Genomic DNA, 26,939 nt, shown 5'->3' on the forward strand with positions numbered 1-26,939 from the left:
CAGTTTTGCCACCAATGCCGTACCTTAGTTATGTAACGTATCACACCTATTATTTGCAATGAAAAACAGAACCGTTGCCCGCCTGCTCTACGCCGAAGAAGTGGATATGAACGGAGCGCCTGTGCGCCAGCCCTTCCCGACCGGGCAGGTAGACCAGATCGATCCTTTCCTGATGCTGCATCATGTTACAACCATTTCCCCTGATATTGACCCAGGCAAAGCAGGTATCGGTCCGCATCCGCACCGCGGGTTTTCGCCGGTTACGTTTATTTACAAAGGAGGCGTGCACCACCGCGATTCGCGCCGCAACAACAGTGTGGTATATGAAGGCGGTACGCAATGGATGGATGCCGGTATGGGCATTATGCACAGCGAGCGCCCTCCACACGACATTCAGGAAAGGGGAGGAGTGCAGGAAATAATTCAGATATGGGTAAATCTGCCACGCAAGTATAAAATGAGCCAGCCATACTACCAGCCACTGCACGCCAACGAAACCCCTGTTGTAACAGGCGAAGGCTACGAAGTGCAGGTTGTAACAGGTCGGTTTCAGGAAATAAAAGGCCCCATCAGAACTTTAACGCCACTGCTAATATTGCGCCTTACCCTCAAAGCAGGCGCAACTATAGAAGTACCCATACCAGAAAGTTACCATGCTGTTTTATACTTACTCGACGGGCAGATATTCTTAAAAGGCCACGGCATGATAGAAGGCCATTATGCTGTGGAGCTAAACTCTGATGGCGAAGGTTGCACCCTTACAGCAAAACAAGACACCCGCATTTTGCTGCTCGCCGGCGAACCGATAGACGAAGAAGTATCGATGTACGGGCCGTTTGTGATGAATACCCAACTGGAAGTGATGCAGGCCATGCGCGATTACCAGTTAGGTAAAATGGGTATCCTGATAGAAGACTAAGGATAGTTTATGGTTGCTTATGCCGGTAAATTTATAGTTTCGGGAAACGTTACAGGTAGTAGTATAGCTTTTATCTATAGTTTGTCAGGCCAGTAACTGCTCCAGCATGGCGGTAATTTCTTCTTCGGTGTTCACGAGGCCGCATTGCTGTAGTATACCTTTTTTATAAGTAGCTATAAACGGTGCTTTGCTAAAGCGCACTTCTTTCAACGATACCGGGTTTTCTTTTGCATCCATTCTTAAAAACAGCACTTCGGTATACGCAGCACGCTGCGACAAGGTATCAAAAGATGGGGCTAATGCTTTACAGATATCACATTCCTTGTCTATAAACTTTACGATTACATATTCATTTTGGAAAACAAGCTGGCGCAGGTCTGCATCAGTTGCGTTATAAATAGTTGTCATGTTACTGGTTTTATACATAGTTAGCTAACGAAATTAACTTCACATTGTTAATCTCGGCGATAACACCTAAAACAGATACCCTGAGTCAGATAGCATTTAACCAAAAAATAACTGTGTTTACCATATAATATAGCAAAAAGATAAAGTTTTAAAACTATAGCATTAATTTTATGTGGAAATGAACTATAAGCTGAATGTAAGTGTATAGAAACTATATGCTAGTAACTATGGAAGAATTAGATAGATTAAAAAAAGGACTGGAAAACAGCCAGACAATGGTATTAAAAAATTGTGAAAATGGGCTTACTTGTTCTTTCATTAAATATGGCCTGGTGCAGGATAATTTTCTGGTAAAAGACGAAGAGCTTAAAAATGCGCTTTCGCAAACCGGCGTGAATGGTATAGTGGAGGGCAACAATTTTGAGCGCCTGCGCAACAACTATGGCTGGTTATCGGTGCGCGTAAAAACCCGCAAGCTGCTGAAAGAACTGGCTTAAATATTATTACTGGTGTAACGCACGTGCAGCTTTACAATTACCGATAGCATCAAAGAAATTTCAATAAGGTTTACTCATTTTAAAGCCACTTAGTTAAGTGGCTTTAATTTTTTATGTAATTGTAGATTAGCTGTTTAGTTAAAATATGATGCCTGTTTACGTACTGTAATAGTTTCTTAAAATTAAGCACCTAAGCTGGTATTTAGCGTTTTTAAGAAGAATTATAAATCATGTTCTTGCTTTTAAAAGATTTGAACAATGCTTAGAAAATCATAGAAACTATAAACGGTACAAACCAATTATGGCTCCGTATAATGAACTTTGGTGCTGCTTAAGAGGTTTGTGCAAAGGTGCCTGTCGGGCCATAACTACTTAACCCTCTGTATTTACTACCTTGAAAAACGGACTAGAAGCATATTATGCAGAATTAACTGCAGCGCTGCCTTCGCTGTACACACCTGAAGCTTTCCACGATAACCAGGCCCTGCCTTTGATTGCAGATGAGGAGAGCTTTAGTTTATCAAAGCAAATTACATATTACGTGCAGGAACTGGATAAGCTGGAAACTGTGCCTGTAAAACTTTTACAATTTTGTGGCTACGAACCTATCGATGGGGAGCATTACTTCTTCTTCTACAAGGTAAATTCCGAAAAACAGTACGATAAACTGAACGCCTCGCAACGGGTGCTGCGGGCTGTTATAGCGCTTGTACCAATACAGGGATTTCTGCGGTTGTTGGTGCAGCACGTAGAGGCCATTGCAGAGAGCTGCTTTCTTAATGAACATCAGCCTATAACCAACCGGTGGCAGGCTATGGCCGGCTAAATAATCTGTTTGATGCGCGATATTTCGGTTTCGTCTATGGGTTTCTGCAGAAAACCGCTTACCAGTTTATAGCGCCTGGCCAGCTCCTTTTCCTGCGCATCAATAGACGAGGTAAGTATAAATATCCTGCATTTCCCTAAAAATCGTTTCTCCTGCATGGTCAGCGTATTCAGGAAATCCCAACCGTTTAATACAGGCATGTTCAAATCCAGAAAAATAACCTGGGGCAGCAATTTGTCGCTTATTGTTATCAGCTTATCTAGCGCCAATGAGGCAAACTGGTAACACTCTATATGGCAGGCAAAGTTTTCAGCCTCCAGCAGCGCCGATGTCAGGAAGATACTGATCTCATCATCATCTATTATATAAGCCCTGTCGATCATACTGCTGGTTTCTGAATAGTATCCGGAAGACCGAGCCGGTCCCTTTGGCGCTTTCTACTTCTATGGTTCCGCCCATGGCCTCTACCTGCGATTTTACAAGGTATAAACCCAGGCCTTTCCCTTCAGTATGTACATGAAAACGTTTATAAAGTTTAAAAATATGCGGGCGCACAGCCTCCATGTCCATACCCAGGCCGTTGTCCTGTATCTGTAGCAGTATGCCTTCCGGTTTCAGAGCAACCTCAACCTGCACCTGCAATGCCCTTTCTTCAGAACGGTACTTTATGGCGTTGGTCATCAGGTTGTGTATAATGCTGTATAGGTAAGCCCGTTTTGCATTTAGCTGCAAACTGTCCGGTACCTGCAGGTTTATAGTTGCATTTATAGCGCTAAAGCTTTCCTGCAAGCTATGTACAACTTCTGTAGTTATTTCCTGTAGGTTTATAGTTTCGGTTTTTTCGGCGTTGTCCGGACTTTTGATTGAAAGGATTTTGCTCAGGTCGCTGATAACGGCATCCAGGCGCAATGCCGATTTGTCGAGGTTGGCAATGGCAGTGTTATAACTTGGCGTAGAGATATCGAGCTTCGGGAGGATGCGGGTGAGGCCCATCATATTGGCAATGGGTGCACGCAGGTTATGCGACACAATGTAGGTAAACTGTTCCAGGTCGCGGTTCTGCATTACCAGGTTCTCGTTCATCTGCAACAGCTTTTCTTCGGCAAATTTCCTGTCCGATATGTCTGTATAGATTACTACAAATTTTTCAACGGCCCCTTCCTCATCCAGAATAGGTGTAATATCAGCTGCCACCCATATTTTATCGCCGTCCTTTTTGTAGCTCAGCAACTCTTCCGAAAACGGAATAGCCAGACACAGCAAACGTTTCAGGTTTAAAATATCGGCTTTGCTCGTTTCGGGGCCCTGCAGTAAGGCAATGGGGTCTTTGTGCAGCAGCTCATCTATGGCGTAACCGGTCAGCTTCATAAACGAGTTATTTACCCACTCTATAATGCCATTTTTATCTGTAATGATAACGCCATTGGTAGTTTTACTGGCCACCAACGATAGTTTGTTCAGTTCGTCCTGTGCAGCTTTTCGGGCTGATATATCGGTATAACATACCGCAATACCATCTTCAAAAGGATAAATTCTATAGCACACGGTGGCCTGTATCGGCTCCACATATTCTTCAAACTCCAGGGCAACGCCGGTGGCCATTACCTGCATGCATTTGCGGTAAAAAAAGGTGCGCACCAGTTCCGGGGAGTCCTGCCAGATGTTGCGGTTCAGTAGTTTTTCGGGTGGCAGCTTAAAATATTCGGCAAATGTGCGGTTGGCATATGTAAAGCACCACTGCCTGTTCAGGGCAAAAAAAGCTTCAGTTATACTGCCAAGTATGTTATTGAGCTGGGTGGTTTGTTCCTGAAGTTGCCTTTCCGATAGCTTGATCTGGGTAATGTCTTTGGCAATGCAATGTACAGCTGTAATGCGGTCAGCAAGCCATACAGGTACCAGTGTTACACTAATGTCAACTAACTGATTGTCTTTGTTCAGGATCTTGGTCTCGAAAGTGTGGGCGCCCCCGGCAATAACCTTGCGGAAAGCCTGCAGGCCTTCTTCGAGGTGCGAAGGCGCCATAAAATGCGTAAAGTGCTTGCCAATGGCCTCCTCCGTTAAGTACCCCGATAACCTGGAAACGCTGGCGTTCAGCTCTTCTATCAATCCGTACTCGTTTAAGGTAAACACCAGGTCGGGATGGTTAAAGAAAAGCGCTTTATAGTAGGCCTGGCTCTTCTCAAGTTTCATCACAGAGGTTACCTCGTCTGTAATATCGCGGGCATTGGTCACGTAACCGTTTATGTCCGGGTTATCCAGCATGTTGGTAATGATCAGGCTTAGCCAGCGCCAGGTACCATTCTGGTGCAGGTACCGGAATGGTTTTACTTTTATCTGCTTTTCATTTTTGATAGCTTCCAGCACCTGTAAAACCTCTGGTAGGTCTTCGGCGTGTACCAGGTGCAGGGCACTGTTGTTTACAAGCTCTTCTGATTTAAAGCCAAAATGCAGCTCCACCGAATCACTGACATATTTATAGATTCCGGAAGGATCCAGAATCGTGATCATGTCATGACTGTTCTTTATAATGGCACTGTAAAACTCCGGTGTAAACTTATTATGCATGGGCGGCTCGGCTAAAAGTCAGTTTATACTTTTTTGATGTAGTATAAAGCAAAGCAAATTTAAAGGACAGCTTATTGGTAAACCACTATGTTTACAGAAATATGTTTTTTAACTGCTTTGTGTTCTGTGTTATTGCGTCTTGTTCTGGATAGTCAGGTATGAAATGAAACAGCCTTAAGACTGATTTTGAACTATAGGTGCCTGTGTTTAAAATAGAACTTAACGTAGATTGTGATAGGATGTTGAACATGAGCGTACTGCTGCAGAAAGCCCAACTATAGTTGTCGCATTTCAACTGCCCGGTAGCTGAAGCGGATTATGATTTAGCAAAGCAAAAGTGCGGGGAATGAGCAACATCCTATAGTTGCGGGGTTATTAATTCGCCGCCCTTCATTACCAGCTTTATTTTCCGGATATCGGTTATAGTTGTGGCAGGGTTGCCTTCTACAGCTACTAGGTCTGCCAGCAGCGTGGGTTTAATGCGGCCAACCGTTTTGCTTATCCCGAATACGTCGGCATTTACCGAGGTAGCTGCTTTGAGTACATCCAGTGGTTGCATGCCATAGTTCACGAGCAGTTCCATTTCGCGGGCATTGTCGCCGTGCGTAAAAACACCCACATCGCCACCCATATTTATGGTAACACCAGCATCCAGGGCGGCTTTAAAGCTTTTACGTTTCTGTTGTATCCTGTCGGGCTCCGGTTCGCTGCCTTTTTTCCAGCCGCGGTACTGCGAAATAGCATCGCCAGCGGCCAAGGTAGGGCAGAGGGCTACGTTGTGCTTCTTCATCAGGCGGTAGATTTCGGGGGTAGCGTTATCGCCGTGCTCTATCGTTGATACGCCTGCAAGTATAGCGCGACGCATGCCTTCGGGCGTGGCGGCGTGTGCTACCACTTTGCGGCCGCTGCTGTTGGCAACTTCAACTATGGTCTTCAATTCATCCAAAGTAAAAGTCGGAGCAGCTTCCTGGTTCAGGCCCCAGCGGTAATCGGTGTATACTTTTATCAGGTCGGCGCCTTTGCCTATTTGTTCGCGCACTTCGCGGGTAAGGGCTTCGGGGCCATCGGCAACTGCAGCTCCGATCGGAGTTTCAATTTCGTAGCTCAGCTCTTTGGGTCCATAACTGCCAGTGGCAACTATAGCTTTAGTAGCGATCAGCATGCGTGGGCCAGGAATTACCTTCTTTTCAATAGCTTGTTTCAACCCCACATCATCATAACCAGCGCCTTCCGTACCCAGATCCCGGACAGTGGTAAAGCCAGCTAGTAACGTATTTTTGGCATGCACCGTCGCCCGCGCCATACGCTCCGCCCGCGACTCTTTCAGTACCTGGTCGTTCCAGGAGGTTTCGTTGTAGGGGTGCAGAAAAAGGTGGCTGTGTCCTTCTATCAAACCTGGTAGTAAGGTCATGCCTTTCAGCTCAATTACCTTTGTATTTGCCGGAACCTGTAATGCATTGCCTGCGGCTTCAATCTTATCTCCTTTCACCAATACCTGCCAGCCTTCGTACATCTTCTCGCCATCAAACACGCGGTCTGGTTTAAGCAGGTAAGTTGTACTAGGTTGTGCCTGCGCAACTTGCGTAACTATAAAAATCAGTAGTAAAGAAAGGAAAGTAGTAAAGCGCATACGCTATAGTTTAAATCCGGAAACAGGGTATAAGTTACAATGCTAGCTGCTTATTGCCAAACTGCCAGACTTTATTATTCGATTTGCGGCGTGGGGTGTATATACCTATGTAATTGCATGTTGTAGGTAGCCTGTTTGGAACTATAGCCCGACTATAAAATAAAAGCCACCTGCAGGTTATACAGGTGGCTTTTATTTAGAGGATAATTTATAGTTTACTTCTTAGCTCTTGTTCCGAAAAAATCATTTTTGTTCCAGGTTGGTCTTTCGGGTTGCTGTGCTACCAGGTAACCGATCAGGAAGTTAAGTTGTGCATATTTTTTGCCGGCATTGTAATCGAAAATGCCGTCTGGGTTGTCCTGTGGTTTGTGGTAGTATACTTCGCGCCATTTCTTCACGGTCTCATCCAGGTTGTTTTTGCCATCTGCAGTTTTGTTGCCATACTTAATGTGCAGTGCCGGCACGCCCTGTACTACAAAACTATACTGGTCGCTGCGGATAAAGCGGTTCTGCTCTGGTTCAGGGTCATTTTCTACAGTTAAGCCCATATAGCTGCTAGCCTGCGCCACCTGGTTTGCCAATGACGAGTGCTGTGCGCCCAACGCCACAACAGACAATAACGGCGCAATAATAGCCGGCATATCGGTGTTCACGTTCGCTACCATTTTATCCGTCGGCACGGTTGGGTAATTTGCAAAGTAAGCAGAGCCCAGTAGCCCCATTTCTTCTGCCGTAACCATTACAAGTAAAACCGAGCGTTTTGGTTTTGCTTTCAGGTTATGATAGATCTTAGCAATCTCGAGTAAGCTGGCAACACCGGAAGCATTATCGTGGGCACCGTTATAAATAGAATCACCGTTGATAGGTGTGCCTACGCCGACGTGGTCGAGGTGCGCGCTGTGTACTACATATTCATCTTTCAGTTGCGGATCCGAGCCTTCTATTTTGCCAACTACATTGTAGCTTTCGATATCTTGGTAGGTGGAAGTATAGTTTGCTCTTATAGTTGCATTTAGGGCAGCCGAAGCGGTTTTGCCGGATTTTATACTTGCCTGTGTTTTAGAAAGGTCCAGGTTGTTGGAGGTAAATAATTTCTGTAGTGTGGTGTAGCTGATGTTAGCCAATAGTTTTATTTCCTCAGAAGCATAAGTACGCGATGCGCCTACTTTACCGTTGGGGGTCATCACGCTGTACACGCCTTTATCCAGGTTTGGCAACTTTGCTTTGTCAGTAGGGGCTGCCACTATAACACCAACCGCGCCGTGGGCAGCAGCATTTTTTAGCACGTTTTGCAGGTCCATGCTGTAGTTGGCAATGGTGTTCGGAAACTGCTCCGGCGCACCTCTGAAAACTACTACGATCTTCCCTTTCGCATCAATACCAGCATAATCATCATAGTTCAGGTCAGGAGCAGAAATACCGTATCCGGCAAATACCAGAGGCGCTTCTATAGTTACACTTGGTTGCGCAGGGTTTGGGTAAATAACCGCATTTTCAGCGTTTAATGTCTCGCTTTTTCCGTCTTTGCTGCTGATAGCTATACTTGCATTGGGCCCGGTTGTAGCCTGGCGAAGGCGCACAGTTTGCAGGTAGCTGTTATTTTCTCCGGCGGGTGCAACGCCTGTTTTTTTGAACTGATCGATCACATAATCCACGGCCATCTGGTAGCCGGGCGTACCCGGTTTACGGCCCAGCAGTTTGTCATCTGCCAAATAATCGATGTGGGCTTTTATAGCGTTGGAATCTGCTTTTTTGATAGCTTTTGCTACTTTGGGTTTCACTTTTATACTTTGCGAAAAAGCAGTGCCACTAGCCAGCAGGCAGAAAATAAGGAGTATGTATAGTTTATAGTTCCGCATAGGTTTTGGGTTCGGTAAATAAGTCAACCTAACAAATATAAGCTTTGAAACCGAATATATGCAGCTATAACTATACTTTAGAATGGATACCCGATGGCAATGTTCAGCACCATGCTGTTATCGCCTTTAAACCCGAACTTAAAATCAGAGAGTGCATTGCGCTGGGGAGTACGGACCGGAATGCCCAGGTCGAAGCGAAGGACAAAGAACTCCACATCTACGCGTAAACCAAAGCCGGTGCCTATTGCCAGCTCGTTCAGAAACTGGCTGCTTTCAAATTTACCTCCCGGTCGGTCCACTTTGCCATTTTCGTCACGCACCTCGTTCATCAGCCAGATGTTACCTGCATCAACAAACAAAGCGCCTTTAAAAAAGCCTGCCAGCGGGAAACGGTATTCTATGTTACCTTCCAGTTTTATTTCACCAGTCTGGTCAAAGTAGGTAGTTCGGGTAGTGTCTTCAAAAGTGCCCGGACCTATACTTCTCGCCCGGAACGCCCTGATGCTGTTTGGCCCGCCGATGGAAAATTGTTTTACATAAGGCAGTACCGTAGAGTTACCATGCGCATAGCCTATACCTGCCAGTAAGCGCGTCACGATCTGGCTCTCGGTACCAAAATTAAAGTAATACCGGAAGTCGTTTTCGGCACGCACATACTGCGAATAAGGTTTTCCGGCAAGGGTGCGGGGCTTTTCATCTTCAGGGTCATCTGCACCGGTCAGTGTCTGGATGCCGTTGATCAGGTTGCCCGAACCATCCAGTATAAAATTATCGAAGAACTGGTGGGTGCGCTTGGTTTCCATCTGGTTCGTGAACGTGAACTGGTACATCGAGCCAACTATAAACTGATCCTGAAAACTACGTCGCAAAAACGGGTTCTCAGCTAAGAGCTCCTTAAATACATCGGTGGTATTAGCCAGCTGAACATATTGGATATTGATGGGGGTAATATCGTGCGTGAACTTGGCTTTCGGGCGCCAGTTGTAGGCATACGAGGCATTAAAAGAGTTCATCTGGAAATACTGTACCCGGTCCAGGAAATTAAAACCAAGAGCCATCCGTGTTTTCGGTACAAATTCGGTACGCATGTTCCGCAGCTCAAACGGCGACACAATGCGTGGTATGGTAAGCGTCGTTTGTACGCCCAGTTCATACGAGCTCAGGTTTTTGCTGACGGTAGTTTGGCCCTCAGTCAGTGTGCCGGAGCCGCGCCCGCCTACCTGGCTTTCAAAGTTGCCTGTAACCTCCACGGTAAGCAATTCTGATCCTTTAAAGGCATTGCGGTTCCGGAACGAGAGGGTAATGCCGGGCCCGGCAAAGTTGGTCGATTTGCTTACATACCTGCCCTCCAGACGCAACGACTTCTTAAACGACGGTGTGAGGTAAATAAAACTATCGAGCTTGTTTACCTGAGTAGTGTCTGGTTTGTAGTCGATGTTCACAAATTTGTAGGCAGGCAAGCCGGCAAGCCTGTTTATAGTTAGCAGGTGGTTTTGGCGTGAGTACAAACTATCGTGCTCTAAAAATACACCACGCAGCAAATGGCGCGCCCGTACATAGTTCTCGTTTGGTATGTAGTGGTAGCCTTTGTAGTCTATGGTATCGCTTACCGAAAGGCTGTCGGCTATCGTATAGTTTGCAAAAATATAGACATCATCTAAAGTATAAGGCTGCAACGACTCGCCTGGTACATCCCTTTTCAGACGCATCAATACATCGGCCTGGCGGTTGCCTACGGTGGTGTCTACACTATAGATCAGCATATCAGGGCTAAAGAAATAGTAGCCTTTGTTTTTCAGGTTGGCATCGATCCGTACCCTTTCTGCCGTCATGGTCTGCAGGTCGTATGGGTCGCCGGGGATGAGTAATGATTCCGTTTTTGCCTGTTGTATGTCGTGGTGTACCGGCAGCGAATCAGCCAGGGTGTACGTTACTTTGCGAATGCGGTAAGGCTCGCTGATAAAGGCTGTAAAGTCTATGGTTGCCTTTTTACCTTTGATGTTGGTCTTGCTTTGTACGGTATTGTTAAAATAGCCCCTGTTGTGCAAGCGGCTGTGCATTACCTCGTTCACGCTTCCGGTATCTACTGTCGAGATAAGTACCGGTGGCTCACCCAGTTTGGTCTGTATCCAGTGCTTTATACCTTTCTCTTTTTCAGTATAAAACATGTTATGGATGGCCAGCTTGGGGCGCATGCCAAGTATAGAAAAGTTGGGTTTTGGGCGCACCGTGCCGGCTAACTCGGTTTTGATTACTTTCTGGCGGTTGCTGCTGTCTTTGTCGCCTTTTACAGTTACTGTAAAGCCGGTAAACAAAGCATCGTCTTTGGGTATGCGTTTGGTGCCCGCGCAGCCCGAAAATAGCAACAGCACCATGGCTACTGTAACTATAGCTAGTTTTCTGAAAATAAAGTTTACAGGTATAACTGCGAACATATAGGGTTATTTTGTAATGTCTTCTCTAATTTTTTCGGCCTCAGCCAGGCGGCGCTCGCGCTCCCGTTTATGTCTTTCTTCCAGGTTCCGGAACAGGTCTGAAAAGTTGTCGTATTCGCGCTGGTAAATAAGTCCGGCACCGGTAGCCCGCACATCACCTTCCAGAAAATCCTCGTACTGGTTGCGCTGGAATGCCTGTACCCGTAAGCGGCCATCAGAGGTCAGTGAATATTCCACGGAGATATCACCGGCAAAACCGCTCATGCTGCTTTGTTCGCGCTGCCCGCCTTCCAGGCCAATGTCTGTTCCTACTCTTACTGTCATCCTGTCGTTCAGGAACTGCTGGCGCAAGGCTACGTTCAGGTCGGTGCGGCCCTGTGCTGTCCCTGACGAATAATCCTCATACGAATCCAGGCCAAGTTCAAGGCCAAGGCCACCGGCATAACGCTGTGTCAGGTTGCTCAGCTGGTCAGACATTACCTGGCTTAAGCTGTTACGGGCGGTAGATGCAAAGCCACCACCCGAGCTTGTAAACGGATCGGGTGCCATAAAACGGTTGAGTACCAGGAGCGAGAAAACCTGTTTGTTCATCTCTGCTTCGTCGGTGCGCAGGTTGCCCAGGCTGGTCAGTACCTCACGCGGAATTTGTGTACGCTGTTGTTCCGGCACCTGTATGTCAAATCCTATCTCCGGTTTCAGCATTTCGCCTTCCACATCCACAAACACCTGGAACGTAAAGTCATTCTGAAGTATAGGGTCCTGGGTACCGCCTATCTGCGAGGCAACTAACTCCATTGGTGCGGTCTCTACATTATAAATGGCTTTTACCTGCATGTTGGCCTGCAGCGGGTCCCCGGTCCAGGCAATATAGCTGCCTTTTTCAATGGCCAGTTCGCGCGATACCAGGTCGTAGAAATCCATGCTGTACTTGCCTTCTGTTATCGAGTAACGCCCCGACATGTTAATTTCGCCACTCGGTTTCATGCCAATAAAAAGCGGGTCGGCGGTGCCTTTTACTACCAGGTTATCACCCGTTATCGGGTCCAGTATAATCGTGATCGGGGTTTCGTCGGTAACAGAGATCTGAGAGCGTACATCAACCCCAACAAAGCCTGTAACCTGTGCCGAATCTTGCTGCGCCTGGCCCCCGATGATGGCAGTGGCGGAGTCGTTCAGATTCACAAATTCCACAATGCCATCCCGCTCTGCTGCGCCCACTTCATCCGCCGGAATAACTATAGTAAAAGCCGAGCCGGGTAGAATTTTGACATTGGTCTGTACAACAGGTGTGGCCATTGTTCCGGTAATGGCTGCGCCGGCATCTATGTACACGGTGCCATAGTATAGCTCATTGTCTTTGGCAGTAGAGTTCAGGGCCAGGAATTTGTCGGTATTGGCTGTCAGGTCGAAGCGGTAGTCGGTATAGTTCTGGGTGTAGATATTGCCATTCAGTTCCAGTTCGTTGCCAAGTGAGTCGGTAAGCGTAAACTCCGGTAAGCTGATGCCGTTCTCGTTAAACACCATGCGCTCGTTCTGCAGTTTATAAAGCGACCCTAGTTGCGTAATGGTGAACTGTGCCTGGTTAAAGTTGAGCTCACCCAGAATATTCGGATCAGCTAAAGTGCCTGTAATGCGCAGGTTTCCGCTGGCGTTTCCATCCATATTTTTAACCGCGCCAGCCGTAAAGCCCTGCAACGATTTTATATTAAGGCTGGCGATGTTGGCGGTCAGGTTTAGCAACGTGGCGTTTGGCTGCATCTCTACAAAACCATCTATCAGCATCTGGTTGCCTTCATCGGTCAGTTTTGCATCTATAGTGTAGCGGTTTTTGCCTGCGGTGCCTGCTACCAATGCCAGATCGCCAACGGGTACACCTTCATATGCAAAATCTGTAACCGTGATATCGGAAGTAAAGCCCGGTGCATCCGACATAATATTGCGGAGCGTCGCGTTGCCGTTTATAGTTCCGGACATCAGGCTGTCGCTTTGCTGAAAAGAGCGTGTTAAGTAATCGATCTCGAAGTTTTTAAAAGTAGCTACTAAAGGGGCAGTTGGCCCGACCGGACCCTGGCTGTTAAGCCCCAGCGACATGTTGTTATGCTGCAGGTTGATGTTGTTGGCGTAAATAAAATCGGTGTCGAACTGCAAAAAGTTATCCTGCGAAACAGTCCATTTGTCGCCATTTATAACCAGCTGATCGGGATTAAAAGCAAAGCGGTAACCACGCCCTAGGCTATTGAGCACCCCGCCAACTATAAATTTAGCATCTGTACTGTCTTCGGCCACTGCCAGTTTTAGCACCAGGTCGTTGTCGCGGGCTGCCCCGGTTAAGGCCACATTTTTAGCGCGCAATGACGGCGATAGAAACTGGGTAAGGTCGGCGCTATAGTTTATCTGGTTGCGGTCGCCGCGCACCTGCAGGGTTAGTCCGTTCAACGTATAGTCTGTATATTTTATCTTAGGGAATACGCCATCCATTTTAAAGGTCTGGGTTTCGCCGTCGTAAGAGCCGGTAACAGGGCCGCTGGTTTGCAACTGCTCCAGCCCCGGAACAAAGGAGGTAACTATAGCCGGTTTCTTCAGGTCGATGTTAAAAGCAAAATCTTCCAGGCTCAGGTTAGCCGGAAAAGGAGGGTCGGGCTGCAGGTCGAAGTAGTTGGAAAAATGCTTTTGTAAAGCTGTAGGCAATGTCTCCAGGGTATTCCCGAAATTCAGGTTTGCTACCATAATGTCGGAACGAACCTTTACATCTGTTTTCCCAGCTTTTTGCTGCAGGTTAAGCATCAGGGAGTCGGCTGGATATACTTTGCCTTTATGCTCCACTACCAGTTGGCGCGCAGCAAGCGTACCATTCAGGCTTGCCATATCGGCGCCCGTAAAATTGGCTTTTATCTTCCCTTTTATACTTAATGGCTCGCCATAAAAATTAAGCGCCTGCAGGTTTGCCTGGTTCAGATCGAGGTTAAAGTTATAGTTGGCGCGCTCCGCGTTGCGCAGGTTAAAGGTCCCGTTCAGGGCAAGGTCCAGGTTCGGGTCTGCAGAGCGTGCTTTTACCGTAAACAGGTTTTTGTTGATGTCGCCATCTACCTTAATGTTTTGGTAAGTATAATTGTTGTACTCCAGTTTAGTCAGGTCCGCTTTTACGTCAGCTACCATGGTTTCCGGGGTCAGACCTTGTCCTTTGGCAACTATAGTTCCGGCTACGGTTCCCACTCCCAGGCTATCCGTTATCAGTTTATCTACTGCAAAGCCGCCAGTTTTTATAGTTGCTGTAAACGGTTCTGCTCCTTTTGGTCCGCCGCCCATGTTTGCATCTACCGTAAGGTTACCGATGGAGCTGTTGATGTTGGCACGGGTATCGAAATTGGTCATGCTGCCTTCAAACGTGCCTTCCATACTCAGCCTTTCGGGGATGCGGATATTGGGCGGAATGGTGCCGGCAGGAGCAAAGGCAAGTATAGTAGCACGAGAGGTCTGCAGTTGGTTTACGTCCAGGTCCAGGAACAGCTTATCGGGGTTGGTGGCGTTGCGGATGTTGCCCGTTACATTAACTATAGTTCCGTTCAGGCCCGATGCGCGCAGCTGCCTTACGATCATATTATCTACAGTTCCTTCCACGTCTCCGCTCAGGTTTAAGGTTGAGTTCATCACACTTCTGAACGAAGGATTATTGCGCAGCTCCGGCATAAAGTATAATACATCCTGCATGGCAATGCGACTGTCCACAATGTTCAGGTCCAGTTTTGTGTTGCCGGGTTTCTCTGCCAGGTCGTCCAGCGAAGTATAGCCTATGGCCAGGTCGCGGCGGATGTGGCTTCTACCCGTTTTCAGGTCGAGGTTGGTGAGTTTGGTTTGTACCGAATCGAAAAGAATGTTTGCCTGGAAATTCTCTACTTTAAAGCCGCTTCTTTCTTTTAACTGTAGTTGGTTCAGGTCCAGTTCGGTTCGGCTTCGGCTATACTTCAGGTTGTTGGCCTGCAACACTACATCGCTGAAGTATAGATGGTCGTAATCCATGCCACGCTTCTGAACCGGAGTGTTAAAGTTGTCGAACTTAATGTTGACGCCGGATATATCAGTTTCGCCTAAGGTAATGACCCAGTTTACAGGCTTGCCTTGTGTTTTTTCTACAGATTCATCCATGTCGCGCACTATTTCAGCGGGGTTAACGGCCAGCGAATCGGTTGGCTTATACTTTTCCTGGGCATAAACTATAGTGGAGTTGTGCAGGTCCAGGTTGCTAAGATCTATGCGGGCATTTGGCAGGTCTATGTTATCGGATGTAAGGTTGGCTTTACCTAGATCGAGCTCAATGCGCTGGTCAGCAACGCGGTTTATGTAACTGAGCTTTACCTTTTCCAGGTCAACTTTGTTCAGGCCAAAATTATAGGTGATAGGTTGGGGTTCTGTTTCGGGTGGCAGTTTGGTTTGCTCATATTTTATCCAGGTATTTTTTAGCGCAACCTTATCTACCAGGTATTTTTCTTCTTCCAGGTTCAGCTCATCCATCGTGCCGTTAAACTGCCCAATGTGTGTTTCTATCAGGTTACCGCCGGCTTCATCTTTAAAGTTTACATGCACATCATCCAGGTTTATCACATCCAGGTTAATGGCCATAGCAGTAGTGTCAGCAGGAGTAGCGGCAGTGGTATCGGTGGCAAAGGCTTCTATCAGGAAGTCGAAGTTAGAAGAACTGTCGGGACGGATGTGCAGATTCAGGCGACCGTGGTCCAAGTCTATTTTGCTGATATCAATATTACCCCTCAGCAGGCCAGATATGTTCATGTCCACACCCAGGCGCTGGCTATACCAGAGGGTGTCCTGTTGCTGGTCTTCGATGTATACTTCCTTCAGCACCATGGCATTGCGCCAGTCGGTGGTAAAGCCGCCGATCGTTACTTTGGTGTCCAGCATGTCGCTCAGGTAATTGGCACCTTTTTTTGCGGCATAGGTCTGTACTTTCGGGAACTGTAAGGCAATAACTAAAATGATCACCAAGGTAATGATGAACAGCAGTAGCCCAAGTATGATCTTGGCCGTTATTTTTCCGATATGTTTTGCAGTTGCGATGTTTCTATCCGTTTCAGGTTCTGAAAGCCTTTACGGAATTATCCAAACAAGGATAGGGGGCTATATAGTTGATTTGATGTTTTTTGTAAAAATAAAAGCAATTTATAAGAGAGCTATACTTTAAAAGTATAATTAAGAGGTACAATTTATAAGTTTAGAAGCAAAACTATTGTTTGACTGAGAACGTCACGCATTTTTCCTTAATGCTTCCAGAACTAAACCTACTCGCCCTCGCTCGCGTCCCGCGAGTGTGAGCTACCTACGGCCTCTGGCAGCTTCAAGCTATAGTTGATGAATATTGGCTTTTATCACTTACAGCAGTTTCAGACTTTGCAGCTGTTTCGGACATCCTTGTTAGAAACTTATCTTCTGCGGACGTCCACGTCCACGTAAATCTTAAACTGGGACATGGATGTCCCAGGCAGTTTACTTCCAGACGTAGATGTCCGGAAGAGCGGTCAGTAAATATTGTGTTATAAATAACACCTAAGGCGGTCAGAGGCCTTAGGTAGCTTACACTCGCGGGAGGCGAGCGAGGGCAGGGTACTTAGAGAGGCACTGGGATAAAACAAAAAAGAGCCGCAACTATAGTTACGGCTCCTTCTTTTTTTCGCTTTATCTGACTTAGCTAACCTGCTTTATCGCATATACATAGTTCACGAAATCATCTACAGTGTAAACCGGCGCGTCATCCGGAATAACTATACTATAGGTTTTTTCTACTTTCAGGATGATATCTACTACGTCGATGATGTCAAGGCCTAAACGGGTCAGGTCGCGGACCTTTAGCAGTAGGTTAGGATTAATTTTAGTAACTGAAGTAATGATCTTCACCACTTCTGTCTGAATTGCCTGTATGTTTGGAATTACATTTTGCATGGCATGTAAAAGGTAAATAAGTAAATATTGCTTTCAGTTTATCTTCAAAAGCTGTGCGGGGCATTAAAATTGCGGAGGCCAGCAGCCTCCGCAATCTGTTTCTATCTGCTTAAAAATTGTCAGGTGCTTAGTGCGCAAACTCGTGCGCCATTTTCTTTTCTTCCAGTTCCTTGGTTTCGTGCTCCAACTCTTCCAGTGTCTTATCTTCCAGCTCTATTTTGGTCTTCTTATCCATACCGAACCTGGCAAGTATACGGTCGAAACCATAGTAGATAATCGGAACAACTATAAGCGTCAGGAACATGGATGAGCTCAGACCACCGATCAAAGCCCAGGCCAGACCGTTTTTAGTAGCAGCCACCGAACCACCTGCCAGCGCAATCGGCAACATACCAATTACCATCGCCAGCGTTGTCATCAGGATCGGGCGGAAACGGATACGAACCGCTTCTATCAGGGCATCTTTCACAAACACACCTTCGTCTTTTAGCTTGTTCGTAAAGTCAACCACCATAATCGCATTCTTCGCAACCAGACCGATCATCATAATGATACCAAGTATAGAGAAGATGCTCAGTGACTGAGCAGCCAGCGCCAGGGCAAGCAAGGCGCCAATGATCGCCAACGGAATTGAGAACAGAACCACCAACGGATAGATGTAAGAGTCATACAGCGCCACCATGATCAGGTACACGAAAATGATAGAAGCCAGCAAGGCAATACCCAACGTACCGAAACCTTCGCTCTGGTTTTTGAGGTTACCCCCAAACTCTACGTTAACGCCAGCCGGCATTTTAATTTCAGCCATCTTCGCCTGAATGTCGGCACCCACCGAACCAGATGGACGGCCGATTACCTGCGAGTTCACGTTTACAGATGTAACGCGGTTATAACGCTCCAACTGCGACGGACCTGTAGATTGTTTAATATCAGCGAACTGTGATAGGCGAACAATTTGCCCCTTGTTATTCACGAAAGACAGGTTGCCAATATCGTTCACGCTACGGCGGTCAAACTCATCCAGGCGTATGTTGATGTCGTAGTCTTCGGTGCCGGAACGGAACGTTACATCGGAGTTGCCGCTAAATGCCAGCTGCATACTTGCACCTACGCTTTCCAGCGACAGACCAACGTTTGCCATCTTGTCGCGATCTACCACTACTTCAATTTCCGGATTACCACCTTCTACAGATGTTTCTACGTCGGCCGTACCCTGTACACTCTCTGTTATCTGCATTACCTTCTGAGAGAAAGCCATCACAGAATCCAGGTTAGAGCCAGAGATGATGATCTGGATTGGCGCCTGCGCAGTACCAACCAAACCTACAGGAACCGGTGTTACCTGCACGTTAGGCAGTTTGCTTTCGATGTCAGCTTTTACCTGGCGGCTGAACTGCTCTGTACTAAAAGTACGCTCTTTCACATCTATCAGCGAAACCGCCACATCTGCTTTGTAAGCTGTGTTCTGGCCGGCCTGCGCCGATGAAGTTGTACCTACTGTTGTAAATACTTTCTTCACTTCTGGTATAGCCTCTAAATATTGCTCTACCTGGCGAGTAGCAAAGTTGGTTTGCTCTACGGTGGCATTCTTCGGTAATTCCAGCTGTAAACTCACTTCACCGCGGTCGCCGGCAGGTATAAATTCAGAACCTATAAAGCCAAACGGAACCAGCGCAAACGATGCAAATAACATCAGTATAGTTACACCCAACGTGATAAACTTATGGTTGAACGCCCATTTCAGAGCAGCCGTAAAGCCATCAATTATCCTGTCCAGGAAGCGCTCGAAAGCAAGTATAAACCGTCCGAAAATGTTTGTGTCTGAGATATGCTCCAATCGTGAGAAACGGCTGGCGAGTAACGGGATCAAGGTAAATGCTACGAACAACGAGATCATCGTAGAGATAGCTACCACCACGGCAAACTGGCGAAGGATATCAGATACCAGACCACTTGAAAGCGCGATCGGGATAAACACAACCACAATTACAAGTGTAATAGAAGTAACTGTAGCCATGATCTCACGGATACCATCGTAAGCAGCCTGGGCAGGCTTTTTGCCCATCTCCATGTGGCGGTGAATGTTCTCGATCACCACAATGGCATCATCCACAAGTATACCAACCACCAGCGAAAGCGCCAGTAACGACATCAGGTTAAGCGAGTAGCCCAGCAGGTACATGGCAATAAAGGTAGCCACCAACGATGCCGGAATAGAGATCATTACGATAATGGCATTACGCAGCGAGTGCAGGAACAGCAACATCACCACAGCCACCAGTATAATCGCAATAACAAGGTCGTGCATTACCGAATCGGCAGCCTCCAGGGTAAAGTCAGAAGAGTCGCTGGCAATGTTAAATTTCAGGCCTTGTGAAGCATAGGTTGTCTCCAGTTTGGCAAGCGCCTCTTTCGTCAGGCGGCTTACTTCTACTGCGTTGGCATCAGACTGCTTTTGTATAGTGATACCCACCGAAGCTTTACCATTGTTACGGGTCAATACTTCCACGTCTTTCTGCGTATCCTGCACTTCGGCTACATCTGATAGGCGAACTATACCATTCTGGTCTTCACGGATGATCAGGTTACTCAGCTGGGCCAGGGAGCTATACTTACCAGCCAGTCGGATCTGCGTCTGGCCACTTTCCTGCTTTATTTTACCCGTAGGGAAGTCAAGGTTAGAGTTACGGATTTTCTGCTGTACCTGAAGTATAGACAGGTTATAGGCTTCCAGTTTGTTGGCATCGATATTTACTTTAATCTCGCGTTCCTGGCCACCCAGTACTTTAATAGCAGCCATGCCTTGTATGCGCGAAAGCTCCGGTTTAATCTTTTTATCGATCAGGTCATAGAACTCTGTGGCAGACATGTTGGCCGTAGCACCCATTTTAATAATAGGCAGATCATCGAAGTCAAATTTGTTCAGGGTTGGTGCATCGGCATCTTCCGGCAGTTTGGCCAGAATGGTGTTGATCTTACGCTGCGCATCCTGCAAACTCAGGTCCACATCCGTGCCCTGGTTCAGCTGTATCGTGATGATGGAAAAGCTCTCCAGTGAGGTACTTTTCATCTCCTTCACGTTCTCCAGTGACGATAAGGCGTCTTCAATTTCCTTGGTTACCGAGTTCTCTACCTCGTTTGGAGAGGCACCCGGGTAAATAGTACTGATAGTAAGTACCGGCGGGCTGAATTTTGGTAACAGCTCGTAGTTAAGCGACTTATAGCTGACAACGCCAAGCAGTGTAAGGACGGTAAATACCACCACTACCAAGGTTGATCGCTGTATTGATAATTTGGTTATGTTCATTTTATAGTTTCTCTTTTAAAAAGAAATATTCTTGTTTTGATCTGCTAAACCGGGTCATCCCCCTGCCCCCTTCAAAGTGGGACTTTATCTGCTTGAGTAATTCCCCTCTTGAGAGGGGCAGGGGTGTGTTATAGCAGAGGCTTTACTAACATCCACCAAGATCCTTTCAGGATGACAAATGGAAGAGCAGTTCCCTGAAGTCCCCCTTTGAAGGGGGCAGGGGGATGACAATCGTAAGCGAATATTACAGCAACGACACTTTAATGCCTTCGCGCAGGTTGATCTGGCCGCTTTGTACTACTTTTTCGCCTGGTTTCACGCCATCCAGTATCTCTACTTTATCTTGTGTAACCACACCCACTTTAACTTTTCGCATGTTGGCAACGCCATTGTTTACCACATACACGCTTGGGTTCTGGATGCTACCAACTATAGCTTCACGCGGTAAAAGTGTTGCTTCGCGCTGATCGGCTACCTCGAAGAAGGCTGTACCATACATACCGGCTCTTAGGTTATTATTAGCAGCGTTCTTTACTTCAATTTCCACATCAAACTTCAGGGTGGGGTCTGCCTGAGCAGCAATCGCAGTAACTATACCTTCGTACTCCTGGCCGGCACCGGCATCCGCTTTCACTTTTACTTTCTGGCCTTTGTTGATCAGCAGCACTTCACCTTCGTTGACCTTAACTTCCAGCTTCAGTTTGTCCACGTTAACGATGTCGTATAGTTTGGTAGCCATACCTAAGTAAGAACCAACTTCCACATAGATCTCGTTTATTTCGCCGCTGATAGGGGCTGTAATGCGGGTTTTAGTTAAGCGCTGGCGGGCTGCTACCAATTGTGCCTGTGTAGATTTTGCAGCTAAACGGGCATCTTCCAGCTGGCGCTGTGTGATCGCGTCGCCGGCAGCCAGGTTCTCGAAACGGGCAAGGTCACGCTTTGCTTTTTCGGCGTTTGTCTGGGCAGTTGCCAGGTCAGCAGCCATAGTGTTACTTTCAACCTGTAGCAGTAACTCCCCGGCTCTAACTTTATCGCCTTTGCGCTTTAACACGCGCTGCACCTGGCCGCTCGTTTCTGACATCAGAGTCAGGCTTTGGATAGGAGCAAAGTTACCCTGTGCCGTGAATGACTTATCCAGTTGCTCTGTTTTTACTTCGGTTACCTTTACAGGTATCGCATCGCTTTTAATCTCTGCAACCGCTGCGCTAGATGCCATTTTTTCTTTATTGCTCATCAGCTTAAAGCCAACAGCTACCAGCACTACAATAACAATTGCTATATAAATTAACTTCTTCATTTTGGTGGGTGGTGTATGTCTTATTTTGTTAATGTTTCTAATTTTCCTTTGGCTTTCAGGTAGTTCAGTTGCGCTATCTGGTATTTCAGCCTTTCGTTGTTATAGTTTGTCTGCGCCTCACGCAACGACGTCTCTGCATTTAACAGATCGCTAAGCGGTGCTAAACCTTCTTTGTAAAGTTCGTTGGTGGTATTGTATACTTCCTGCGCCAGTTTCACATTTTCGTCCTGGGCATCTATGTTACCTCTGGTGTTATTTAGCTGGTTAATGGCATTGCTAAGCTCTACCTGCGTGCTTTTGTTGTATTGCTGCAGGTCCAATTCCAGGTTTTTCAAAGCAATCTGGTGCTGCTGTACTTGTGATTTCTTGCGCAAACCATCAAATACCGGGATGTTCACCTGTAGTCCTACCTGCGAGTTAGGGAACCACATAGCCTCCTGGTTACTGATCATGCGGCCGTTGTATTGCGACTGGTAGTTATAGTTACCAAAAGCCGCCAGCGACGGGTAATAACCAGCCTTTACGCCTTCAATTTGCAGGGCTGTGAGTTCTTTTTGTTTCTTAAGGGCCTGGTAGCCTGTGCGTTCTGTAACAGGTTGTTCGGCTTCGGCCAGAGTTGGCTGTGTAGTAAGTATAGCATTATCAGCTGAGCCGGTTAATTTGATAGGTTGTTCCAGGGGCATACCCATAAAGAATTTAAGCATGTTAAGTTGCTGCTCATAACCCGATTGGAGGTTTTTCTTCTGGTTCTCAAGGTTTATCTTACTCACCTTTATGCGGTTTACATCTACCTTTTTAACCAGGTCGTTTTTATACTGGAGGGTAAGGATCTTCTCCAGCTGTTCCAGCTTTCGGAGGTTAGCGTTAATGCTCTCAAACTGCTCTTTGGTTTGTAGCACCATAAAGTAGGCAGTACCCACGTTAAAGATCACGTCCTCATTAGCCATTTCTCTGCGAATGCGGTAAACGTCTTCGGCGGTACGGGCAGCTTTTAAGCCTACAAAGTACGATTTGCTGAAAAGCAGCTGCGTTACCGAAATACCAGCCTGCACCGTATTGTCGGTACCCATTGGTTTAATGAGCGGCTTACCGTTTTGCTCGGGGTTAAAATCGGCAGGAAGCGCTATCATCTGTTTTTCAAGCGTTCTTACGGCAGTACCTTTAATATCAACCTGCGGCAAACCATTGCTGCGCGCTTCGTTTATCATATACTTCGAGCTCAGCTCATCGTTACTTGCCTTTTTTATGGTCTCGTTATTCTCCAGGGCATAGGAAACGGCTTGTTGCAAGTTCAGCTCCTTTGTTTCTTGCTGAGCCTGTGCAAACCCGGTCTGCATAAAGGCCATCAGTATTCCCAGCGCTAAATATTTTTTGATCACGTTGTAAAGTTTTATAGTTTATGTAGTTATACTTAGTTCATAAATTACTGAACCAAGCAGGTAAAAAAATTATTGCTTTCTGTTCTCCCACTTTTCCAGCAGGGTTGGCATTTCCTGGCTCAAAAAATCAAGAAATCCGATGAGCTCATGAATATTCTGGCTGGCCTGGCAATCTTTGTCGGCTTTTAGTGCCAGCGCTTCCTGCAATGATTCCCTGAAACTGATCATCTGGTCTATCTTCTTGGTAAAGCCGTCGCGCCAGTTGCTAAGTTTTAATTTAAAATAGCGCTTGCGTTCGCCTGAGAAGGTGGTATACTCTATCTGGCCGAGTTGCAGCAGCAGGTTAAGTGCGTTACTTGTTGCGCTTTTGCTCAGGTGCAAGGCTTCCGAAATTTCATCGAAAGTCATTTGCGACTGGTCAGATACAAAGAGCAAACCCATGATGCGGGCAACAGCGGGCTGCATGCCGTTGTTCTCATGGTAAATCCCGATTTTCTCGATCAGGGCTTTTTGTTTATCGTTTAGAACCATTGGTTTTGCGTCAATCATACCATTTAACAGTGCAAAGGTATTGACTTGTTCCCTTAGTTCATAATTTACAGAACTAAATTTGTAAAATATTTTTTGATGATGATTTTGAGTAGAGGTGAGCGGGGGTGTTAAGTTTAATTGTAGCAGAGAAAATTGCCTTTGGTATAACGGTCTGGTGTAGACGATGTGCGGGGCTTTCAGCCGAAGCATAGAGTATACACATGGTTGGCAAAGGTTATTCTATAATGTTCTATTTAATTAACTTTAGTGGTCCAGCTTACTCGGCTTAACCTTGTAGTAAAGTGTTAACAAAAGGGCTATTGCTGAAATGGGACAAGTAATTACAAAGAAGTAATACCAAAATCTCAATTGCTGAACAGTTTCTTCTAATCCATTCTGTCCAGAGGATGTAATATTGCCAAGTCTTCTTTGGTCACCATACAAGGCCCCTACATTGAAAATTTCAAACAATGAAAACAAGAAGTAGAATACTAAAAGTAGTGCAATCAAAGCAAATAGGTAATTGTTCTTTGTCAGGTTCATTGTTAAATGCCTTATCTTGATTGTTCCCTTCTTATAATTTTAATCATTGCCAACTACTGTATAAACGACAACATACGCTTATCTGCACTATAACTGTAGTTTAGCAAGACTGTAGCTATACTTCAATCTGCAAGGTAAAATAAATTGCCATTCCATCTCTATAATAAAGTATAAACTATAGTTTCCCCAATTCATGCCAGCGCATGCGGTAAGCGTTCATGGCGGTCTGGCCGAGCTTGCGCAGTAATCTATAGTTTACTACCGCCCCAACCGGTGCCCCCATTATAGGTATAAGTTGGGCCATTTTAGCCAGGTCAATGTAATCGCGATATTCCTGCTGAAAGCTGCGCCAGTCAAATTGATTTATATCCTCGGGTAGGTGTTGTTTCTTGGTTTCCCAGTCGGTCATGTGCTGGTATATGTCGCGGCGGTGCTCGTGGCTGCTAAAGGCCAGCTGAAAGATATAAAGCAGGCAGAACTGGACCTGGCGGCAGCTAAACTGGATGTGGAGGTAGCCAAAGCCAATTTTTATCCTTCACTGGGTATAACGGCAGGTATCGGTATCCAGGCTTTTGATCCATCGTATTTGCTGAAGTCTCCGGAGTCGTTGCTTTATTCTATTGCCGGCGACCTGACTGCTCCGCTGATAAATAGAAATGCGATAAAGGCAACCTACTATAGTGCGAATGCAAAACAGCTGCAGGCCGTTTACAACTACGAGCGTACTGTTCTTAATGCTTACATCGAGGTTGTAAATCAGCTGTCGAACATCAGTAACCTCGAGAAAAGCTACGACCTGAAAGCGAAGCAAGTAGAGGCACTTACGCAATCCATCAGTATCTCAAACGATTTGTTTAAATCGGCGAGAGCGGATTATATGGAAGTGCTGCTGACCCAACGCGAGGCCCTGGAATCGAGATTTGAACTGATTGAAACCAAAATGCAGCAACTGAATGCCCACGTTGCCATATACCAGGCACTGGGCGGCGGCTGGAATTAATTACTGATTCGTAAAGAACGGACTGGTTTATACCCCGAAAGCCATTTTGCATGTTGCAAAATGGCTTTCTTGTTTTTTATGCAACAGACCAAACTGGGGTGAACGCACACCAATTGTACTTATTTATTATGAGTTGAGCGTTTTAATATAAACTATAAAATGCCATGTACTACACAGGCGTGTAAGTATAAATTTTATGGCACCGAAAGAATATCAGGGTTTAAAAAAGGTTTTGTTTCCTGTAAAAGCCTCTGAGAAAGTTCCAACGCCTGTTGACGGATCTCACGCAAAGCGGTGGATTCGTATAGCATGGCTTTGCGGGGAGGGCCCAGTGTGTAGATGCCGGTTACAGGTAAGTTGTTACTGCCTATCACCGTTCCATACGCATCGGTTTGCAGGCCCAGGCGCAATTCATCAGGCGTAAGTAAGCCATCGACCAGCATTTGCTGTATAAGCGGGAGTTTAATTTTAGTATAGTCGGCCAGCGGACCAGTGCAGTTTATTACCCGGTTTACATGTACATTAAGAGGCGCTGCATCCATACTTTTCTTAAGTATTACTTTTGCAGTCTGCGTTTCTTCCTGCATGTCCACAATGTTGGCGGCTATTACTTCTAACTGCCCTTTTGCTTGTAGCTCATTTAAAAGTATAGCCGAACTTGCGGGCATACGGTGGCGGTGCACTTCCCAGTACGGGCGTATATGGCGCAGAAAACGTTTTTTCTCCTGCCAGGTAAAAGCCTGCCATATAGTTGGTAAATCGTTACGCATGGCATCCAGTACACTCCTCCAGGTATAGCCCTGGGCAACTGCTGCTTTAATCTCTTTTCTGATATACCGGAATACCTCCAAAGCTGAAGAACAGATATATAACGGGATCTTAAACGGCGGGTAAGGAGGGGTATTTACATCAAATGGTTGAGGCAACAGCCCGTGCCGCGACACAACATAAATCTTGCCTTTATGGCCCTGGGCCGCCAAACTGCCTGCCAGGTCTACCATCGTTAAGCTGGAACCTATCAGTAATAGTGCATCATCTGGTTTCAGCCCCGAAAGGACTTTTGCAGACCAGGGCGAAGCAAAATAGTGGCTGCTTTTGTAAAATGATTGGTTAGGTATAGGTAGCTGGCCCGGCGGAAAATTGCCCAGGGCAAGCACTACACTGTTGGCAAGTATAGCCTTCGTATTTTTAAATGATACCTTAAAACTCCCGTTCTGTTTTTTCAACGCTACAGCTTCATCAAAGAGTGTCACAACCTTTACGCTAACTGCTGCGGCTGCAACGGCCTCCCGGAAGCGGGCTTTCAGGTAATCTCCGAAAATAAAACGAGGTATAAAATCGTGTGGAGTAACCTCCGTTCTTAAATCGGCTTTGTAGTGGTGCTGGTGCTGGGTAAGCCAGTTATAAAAATCAAGCGGTTGATCGGGGAAAATACTCATGGCAGCGGCAGGCACATTCAGGGGCTGAAAGTTTAGCTGGCTGGAATAAGCAATGCCTTTGTTTACCCTATACCTGTCCTGCTCTATCAGGTAGATTGTTGTCGGGTTTACGGCACTTCGTAGCAATTGAATAGCGGTTAATGTACCGCTCAGGCCTGCTCCTATAATGGCAAATGTCATAATGGCTATTACTTAAATGAAGTTAGAAAGTAAGTAGTCGATACAAACAGAACCCATAGCAGGTAGCCTGTACATCAATCAGAATAAAAATGCGGCGCAAGCTTTATAAAAGTTCCTGATTTTACGGTAGTTATGGAGCAGGGTTAAGGAGGGTGAAGTATAAACAGCCAGTTGC

17 protein-coding genes and 2 pseudogenes are annotated in these 26,939 nt (G+C 46.4%); 5 read left to right on the plus strand and 14 right to left on the minus strand.

The features are described 5' to 3' along the window. Positions 1–58: 58 nt before the first annotated feature. Positions 59–919, plus strand: coding sequence for a pirin family protein (locus GWO68_RS05500; protein WP_162345414.1), 861 nt, complete (start codon positions 59–61; stop codon positions 917–919). 84 nt (positions 920–1,003) lie between these two features. Here the strand turns inward: GWO68_RS05500 and GWO68_RS05505 are convergent, their stop codons facing one another. After that, positions 1,004–1,345: a thioredoxin family protein gene (locus GWO68_RS05505; protein ID WP_235941950.1), complete on the minus strand. Its 342-nt coding sequence runs from the start codon at positions 1,343–1,345 to the stop codon at positions 1,004–1,006. A gap of 209 nt (positions 1,346–1,554) precedes the next feature. Here GWO68_RS05505 and GWO68_RS05510 point away from each other — a divergent pair, with 209 nt between their 5' ends. Further along, on the plus strand, positions 1,555–1,824 hold the full coding sequence (locus GWO68_RS05510) for a hypothetical protein (protein WP_162345416.1): 270 nt from the start codon (positions 1,555–1,557) through the stop codon (positions 1,822–1,824). Positions 1,825–2,218: 394 nt separating this feature from the next. Beyond that, positions 2,219–2,650, plus strand: a complete 432-nt coding sequence (locus tag GWO68_RS05515; protein ID WP_162345417.1) for a hypothetical protein — start codon at positions 2,219–2,221, stop codon at positions 2,648–2,650. Here the strand turns inward: GWO68_RS05515 and GWO68_RS05520 are convergent. The 6 genes from GWO68_RS05520 to GWO68_RS05545 all read right to left on the minus strand — a co-directional run bounded on the left by GWO68_RS05520 (position 2,647) and on the right by GWO68_RS05545 (position 16,137). Next, entirely contained in the window at positions 2,647–3,033 is a 387-nt protein-coding gene (locus GWO68_RS05520) for a response regulator (RefSeq protein WP_162345418.1), read from the minus strand. The genes GWO68_RS05515 and GWO68_RS05520 overlap by 4 nt on opposite strands. Next, positions 3,005–5,215: a PAS domain S-box protein gene (locus GWO68_RS05525; protein ID WP_162345419.1), complete on the minus strand. Its 2,211-nt coding sequence runs from the start codon at positions 5,213–5,215 to the stop codon at positions 3,005–3,007. The genes GWO68_RS05520 and GWO68_RS05525 overlap by 29 nt, the downstream gene beginning before the upstream one ends. Before the next feature lie 358 nt (positions 5,216–5,573). After that, the gene (locus GWO68_RS05530) at positions 5,574–6,845 is read right to left on the minus strand and encodes a metal-dependent hydrolase family protein (RefSeq protein ID WP_162345420.1); all 1,272 of its coding nucleotides are present in this window, start codon (positions 6,843–6,845) and stop codon (positions 5,574–5,576) included. 215 nt (positions 6,846–7,060) lie between these two features. Next, complete coding sequence (locus GWO68_RS05535) at positions 7,061–8,704, minus strand: M28 family peptidase (RefSeq protein WP_162345421.1); 1,644 nt, start codon at positions 8,702–8,704, stop codon at positions 7,061–7,063. 77 nt (positions 8,705–8,781) lie between these two features. Further along, a complete protein-coding gene (tamL, locus tag GWO68_RS05540) occupies positions 8,782–11,139 on the minus strand; it encodes a translocation and assembly module lipoprotein TamL (RefSeq protein ID WP_162345422.1) in 2,358 nt (785 codons plus the stop codon). A gap of 6 nt (positions 11,140–11,145) precedes the next feature. Continuing rightward, positions 11,146–16,137, minus strand: coding sequence for a translocation/assembly module TamB domain-containing protein (locus tag GWO68_RS05545; RefSeq protein ID WP_235941951.1), 4,992 nt, complete (start codon positions 16,135–16,137; stop codon positions 11,146–11,148). On the opposite strand from GWO68_RS05545, the gene GWO68_RS05550 reads away from it, so the two are divergent. Beyond that, the gene (locus GWO68_RS05550) at positions 16,127–16,333 is read left to right on the plus strand and encodes a hypothetical protein (protein ID WP_162345424.1); all 207 of its coding nucleotides are present in this window, start codon (positions 16,127–16,129) and stop codon (positions 16,331–16,333) included. The two genes, GWO68_RS05545 and GWO68_RS05550, sit on opposite strands and share 11 nt — an antisense overlap. A gap of 500 nt (positions 16,334–16,833) precedes the next feature. Here the strand turns inward: GWO68_RS05550 and GWO68_RS05555 are convergent, their stop codons facing one another. The 6 genes and pseudogenes from GWO68_RS05555 to GWO68_RS05580 all read right to left on the minus strand — a co-directional run. Continuing rightward, a complete protein-coding gene (locus GWO68_RS05555) occupies positions 16,834–17,088 on the minus strand; it encodes an acyl carrier protein (RefSeq protein WP_162345425.1) in 255 nt (84 codons plus the stop codon). Between the two features lie 127 nt (positions 17,089–17,215). Beyond that, the gene (locus tag GWO68_RS05560) at positions 17,216–20,395 is read right to left on the minus strand and encodes an efflux RND transporter permease subunit (protein ID WP_162345426.1); all 3,180 of its coding nucleotides are present in this window, start codon (positions 20,393–20,395) and stop codon (positions 17,216–17,218) included. A 244-nt stretch (positions 20,396–20,639) separates the two neighbouring features. Next, a complete protein-coding gene (locus tag GWO68_RS05565) occupies positions 20,640–21,692 on the minus strand; it encodes an efflux RND transporter periplasmic adaptor subunit (protein WP_162345427.1) in 1,053 nt (350 codons plus the stop codon). A gap of 20 nt (positions 21,693–21,712) precedes the next feature. Then, entirely contained in the window at positions 21,713–23,071 is a 1,359-nt protein-coding gene (locus GWO68_RS05570; RefSeq protein WP_317164491.1) for a TolC family protein, read from the minus strand. A 69-nt stretch (positions 23,072–23,140) separates the two neighbouring features. Continuing rightward, positions 23,141–23,620: a GbsR/MarR family transcriptional regulator gene (locus GWO68_RS05575; protein WP_235941952.1), complete on the minus strand. Its 480-nt coding sequence runs from the start codon at positions 23,618–23,620 to the stop codon at positions 23,141–23,143. A 700-nt stretch (positions 23,621–24,320) separates the two neighbouring features. Further along, a pseudogene (locus tag GWO68_RS05580) lies at positions 24,321–24,617 on the minus strand (EcsC family protein); the annotation flags it as partial. Here GWO68_RS05580 and GWO68_RS05585 point away from each other — a divergent pair. After that, positions 24,606–25,145: pseudogene (locus GWO68_RS05585) on the plus strand (TolC family protein); the annotation flags it as partial. The pseudogenes GWO68_RS05580 and GWO68_RS05585 sit on opposite strands and share 12 nt — an antisense overlap. Positions 25,146–25,339: 194 nt before the next feature. On the opposite strand, the gene GWO68_RS05590 reads toward GWO68_RS05585, so the two are convergent. Beyond that, positions 25,340–26,764 (minus strand): FAD/NAD(P)-binding protein, encoded by a 1,425-nt coding sequence (locus tag GWO68_RS05590; RefSeq protein ID WP_162345428.1) that lies wholly within the window; start codon positions 26,762–26,764, stop codon positions 25,340–25,342. Positions 26,765–26,939: the final 175 nt, after the last annotated feature.

The organism is Pontibacter fetidus, from assembly GCF_010119545.1.
In the GTDB taxonomy this organism is placed as follows: domain Bacteria; phylum Bacteroidota; class Bacteroidia; order Cytophagales; family Hymenobacteraceae; genus Pontibacter; species Pontibacter fetidus.

What these genes read in the sequence shown, in the direction of transcription:
- GWO68_RS05525 (WP_162345419.1), bottom strand. Translation starts at nt 5,215, where the DNA reads ATGCATAATAAGTTTACACCGGAGTTTTACAGTGCCATTATAAAGAAC.
- GWO68_RS05575 (WP_235941952.1), bottom strand. Translation starts at nt 23,620, where the DNA reads ATGATTGACGCAAAACCAATGGTTCTAAACGATAAACAAAAAGCCCTG.
- GWO68_RS05500 (WP_162345414.1), top strand. Translation starts at nt 59, where the DNA reads ATGAAAAACAGAACCGTTGCCCGCCTGCTCTACGCCGAAGAAGTGGAT.
- GWO68_RS05520 (WP_162345418.1), bottom strand. Translation starts at nt 3,033, where the DNA reads ATGATCGACAGGGCTTATATAATAGATGATGATGAGATCAGTATCTTC.
- GWO68_RS05550 (WP_162345424.1), top strand. Translation starts at nt 16,127, where the DNA reads ATGATCACCAAGGTAATGATGAACAGCAGTAGCCCAAGTATGATCTTG.
- GWO68_RS05555 (WP_162345425.1), bottom strand. Translation starts at nt 17,088, where the DNA reads ATGCAAAATGTAATTCCAAACATACAGGCAATTCAGACAGAAGTGGTG.
- tamL (WP_162345422.1), bottom strand. Translation starts at nt 11,139, where the DNA reads ATGTTCGCAGTTATACCTGTAAACTTTATTTTCAGAAAACTAGCTATA.
- GWO68_RS05505 (WP_235941950.1), bottom strand. Translation starts at nt 1,345, where the DNA reads ATGTATAAAACCAGTAACATGACAACTATTTATAACGCAACTGATGCA.
- GWO68_RS05510 (WP_162345416.1), top strand. Translation starts at nt 1,555, where the DNA reads ATGGAAGAATTAGATAGATTAAAAAAAGGACTGGAAAACAGCCAGACA.
- GWO68_RS05560 (WP_162345426.1), bottom strand. Translation starts at nt 20,395, where the DNA reads ATGAACATAACCAAATTATCAATACAGCGATCAACCTTGGTAGTGGTG.
- GWO68_RS05535 (WP_162345421.1), bottom strand. Translation starts at nt 8,704, where the DNA reads ATGCGGAACTATAAACTATACATACTCCTTATTTTCTGCCTGCTGGCT.
- GWO68_RS05565 (WP_162345427.1), bottom strand. Translation starts at nt 21,692, where the DNA reads ATGAAGAAGTTAATTTATATAGCAATTGTTATTGTAGTGCTGGTAGCT.
- GWO68_RS05530 (WP_162345420.1), bottom strand. Translation starts at nt 6,845, where the DNA reads ATGCGCTTTACTACTTTCCTTTCTTTACTACTGATTTTTATAGTTACG.
- GWO68_RS05590 (WP_162345428.1), bottom strand. Translation starts at nt 26,764, where the DNA reads ATGACATTTGCCATTATAGGAGCAGGCCTGAGCGGTACATTAACCGCT.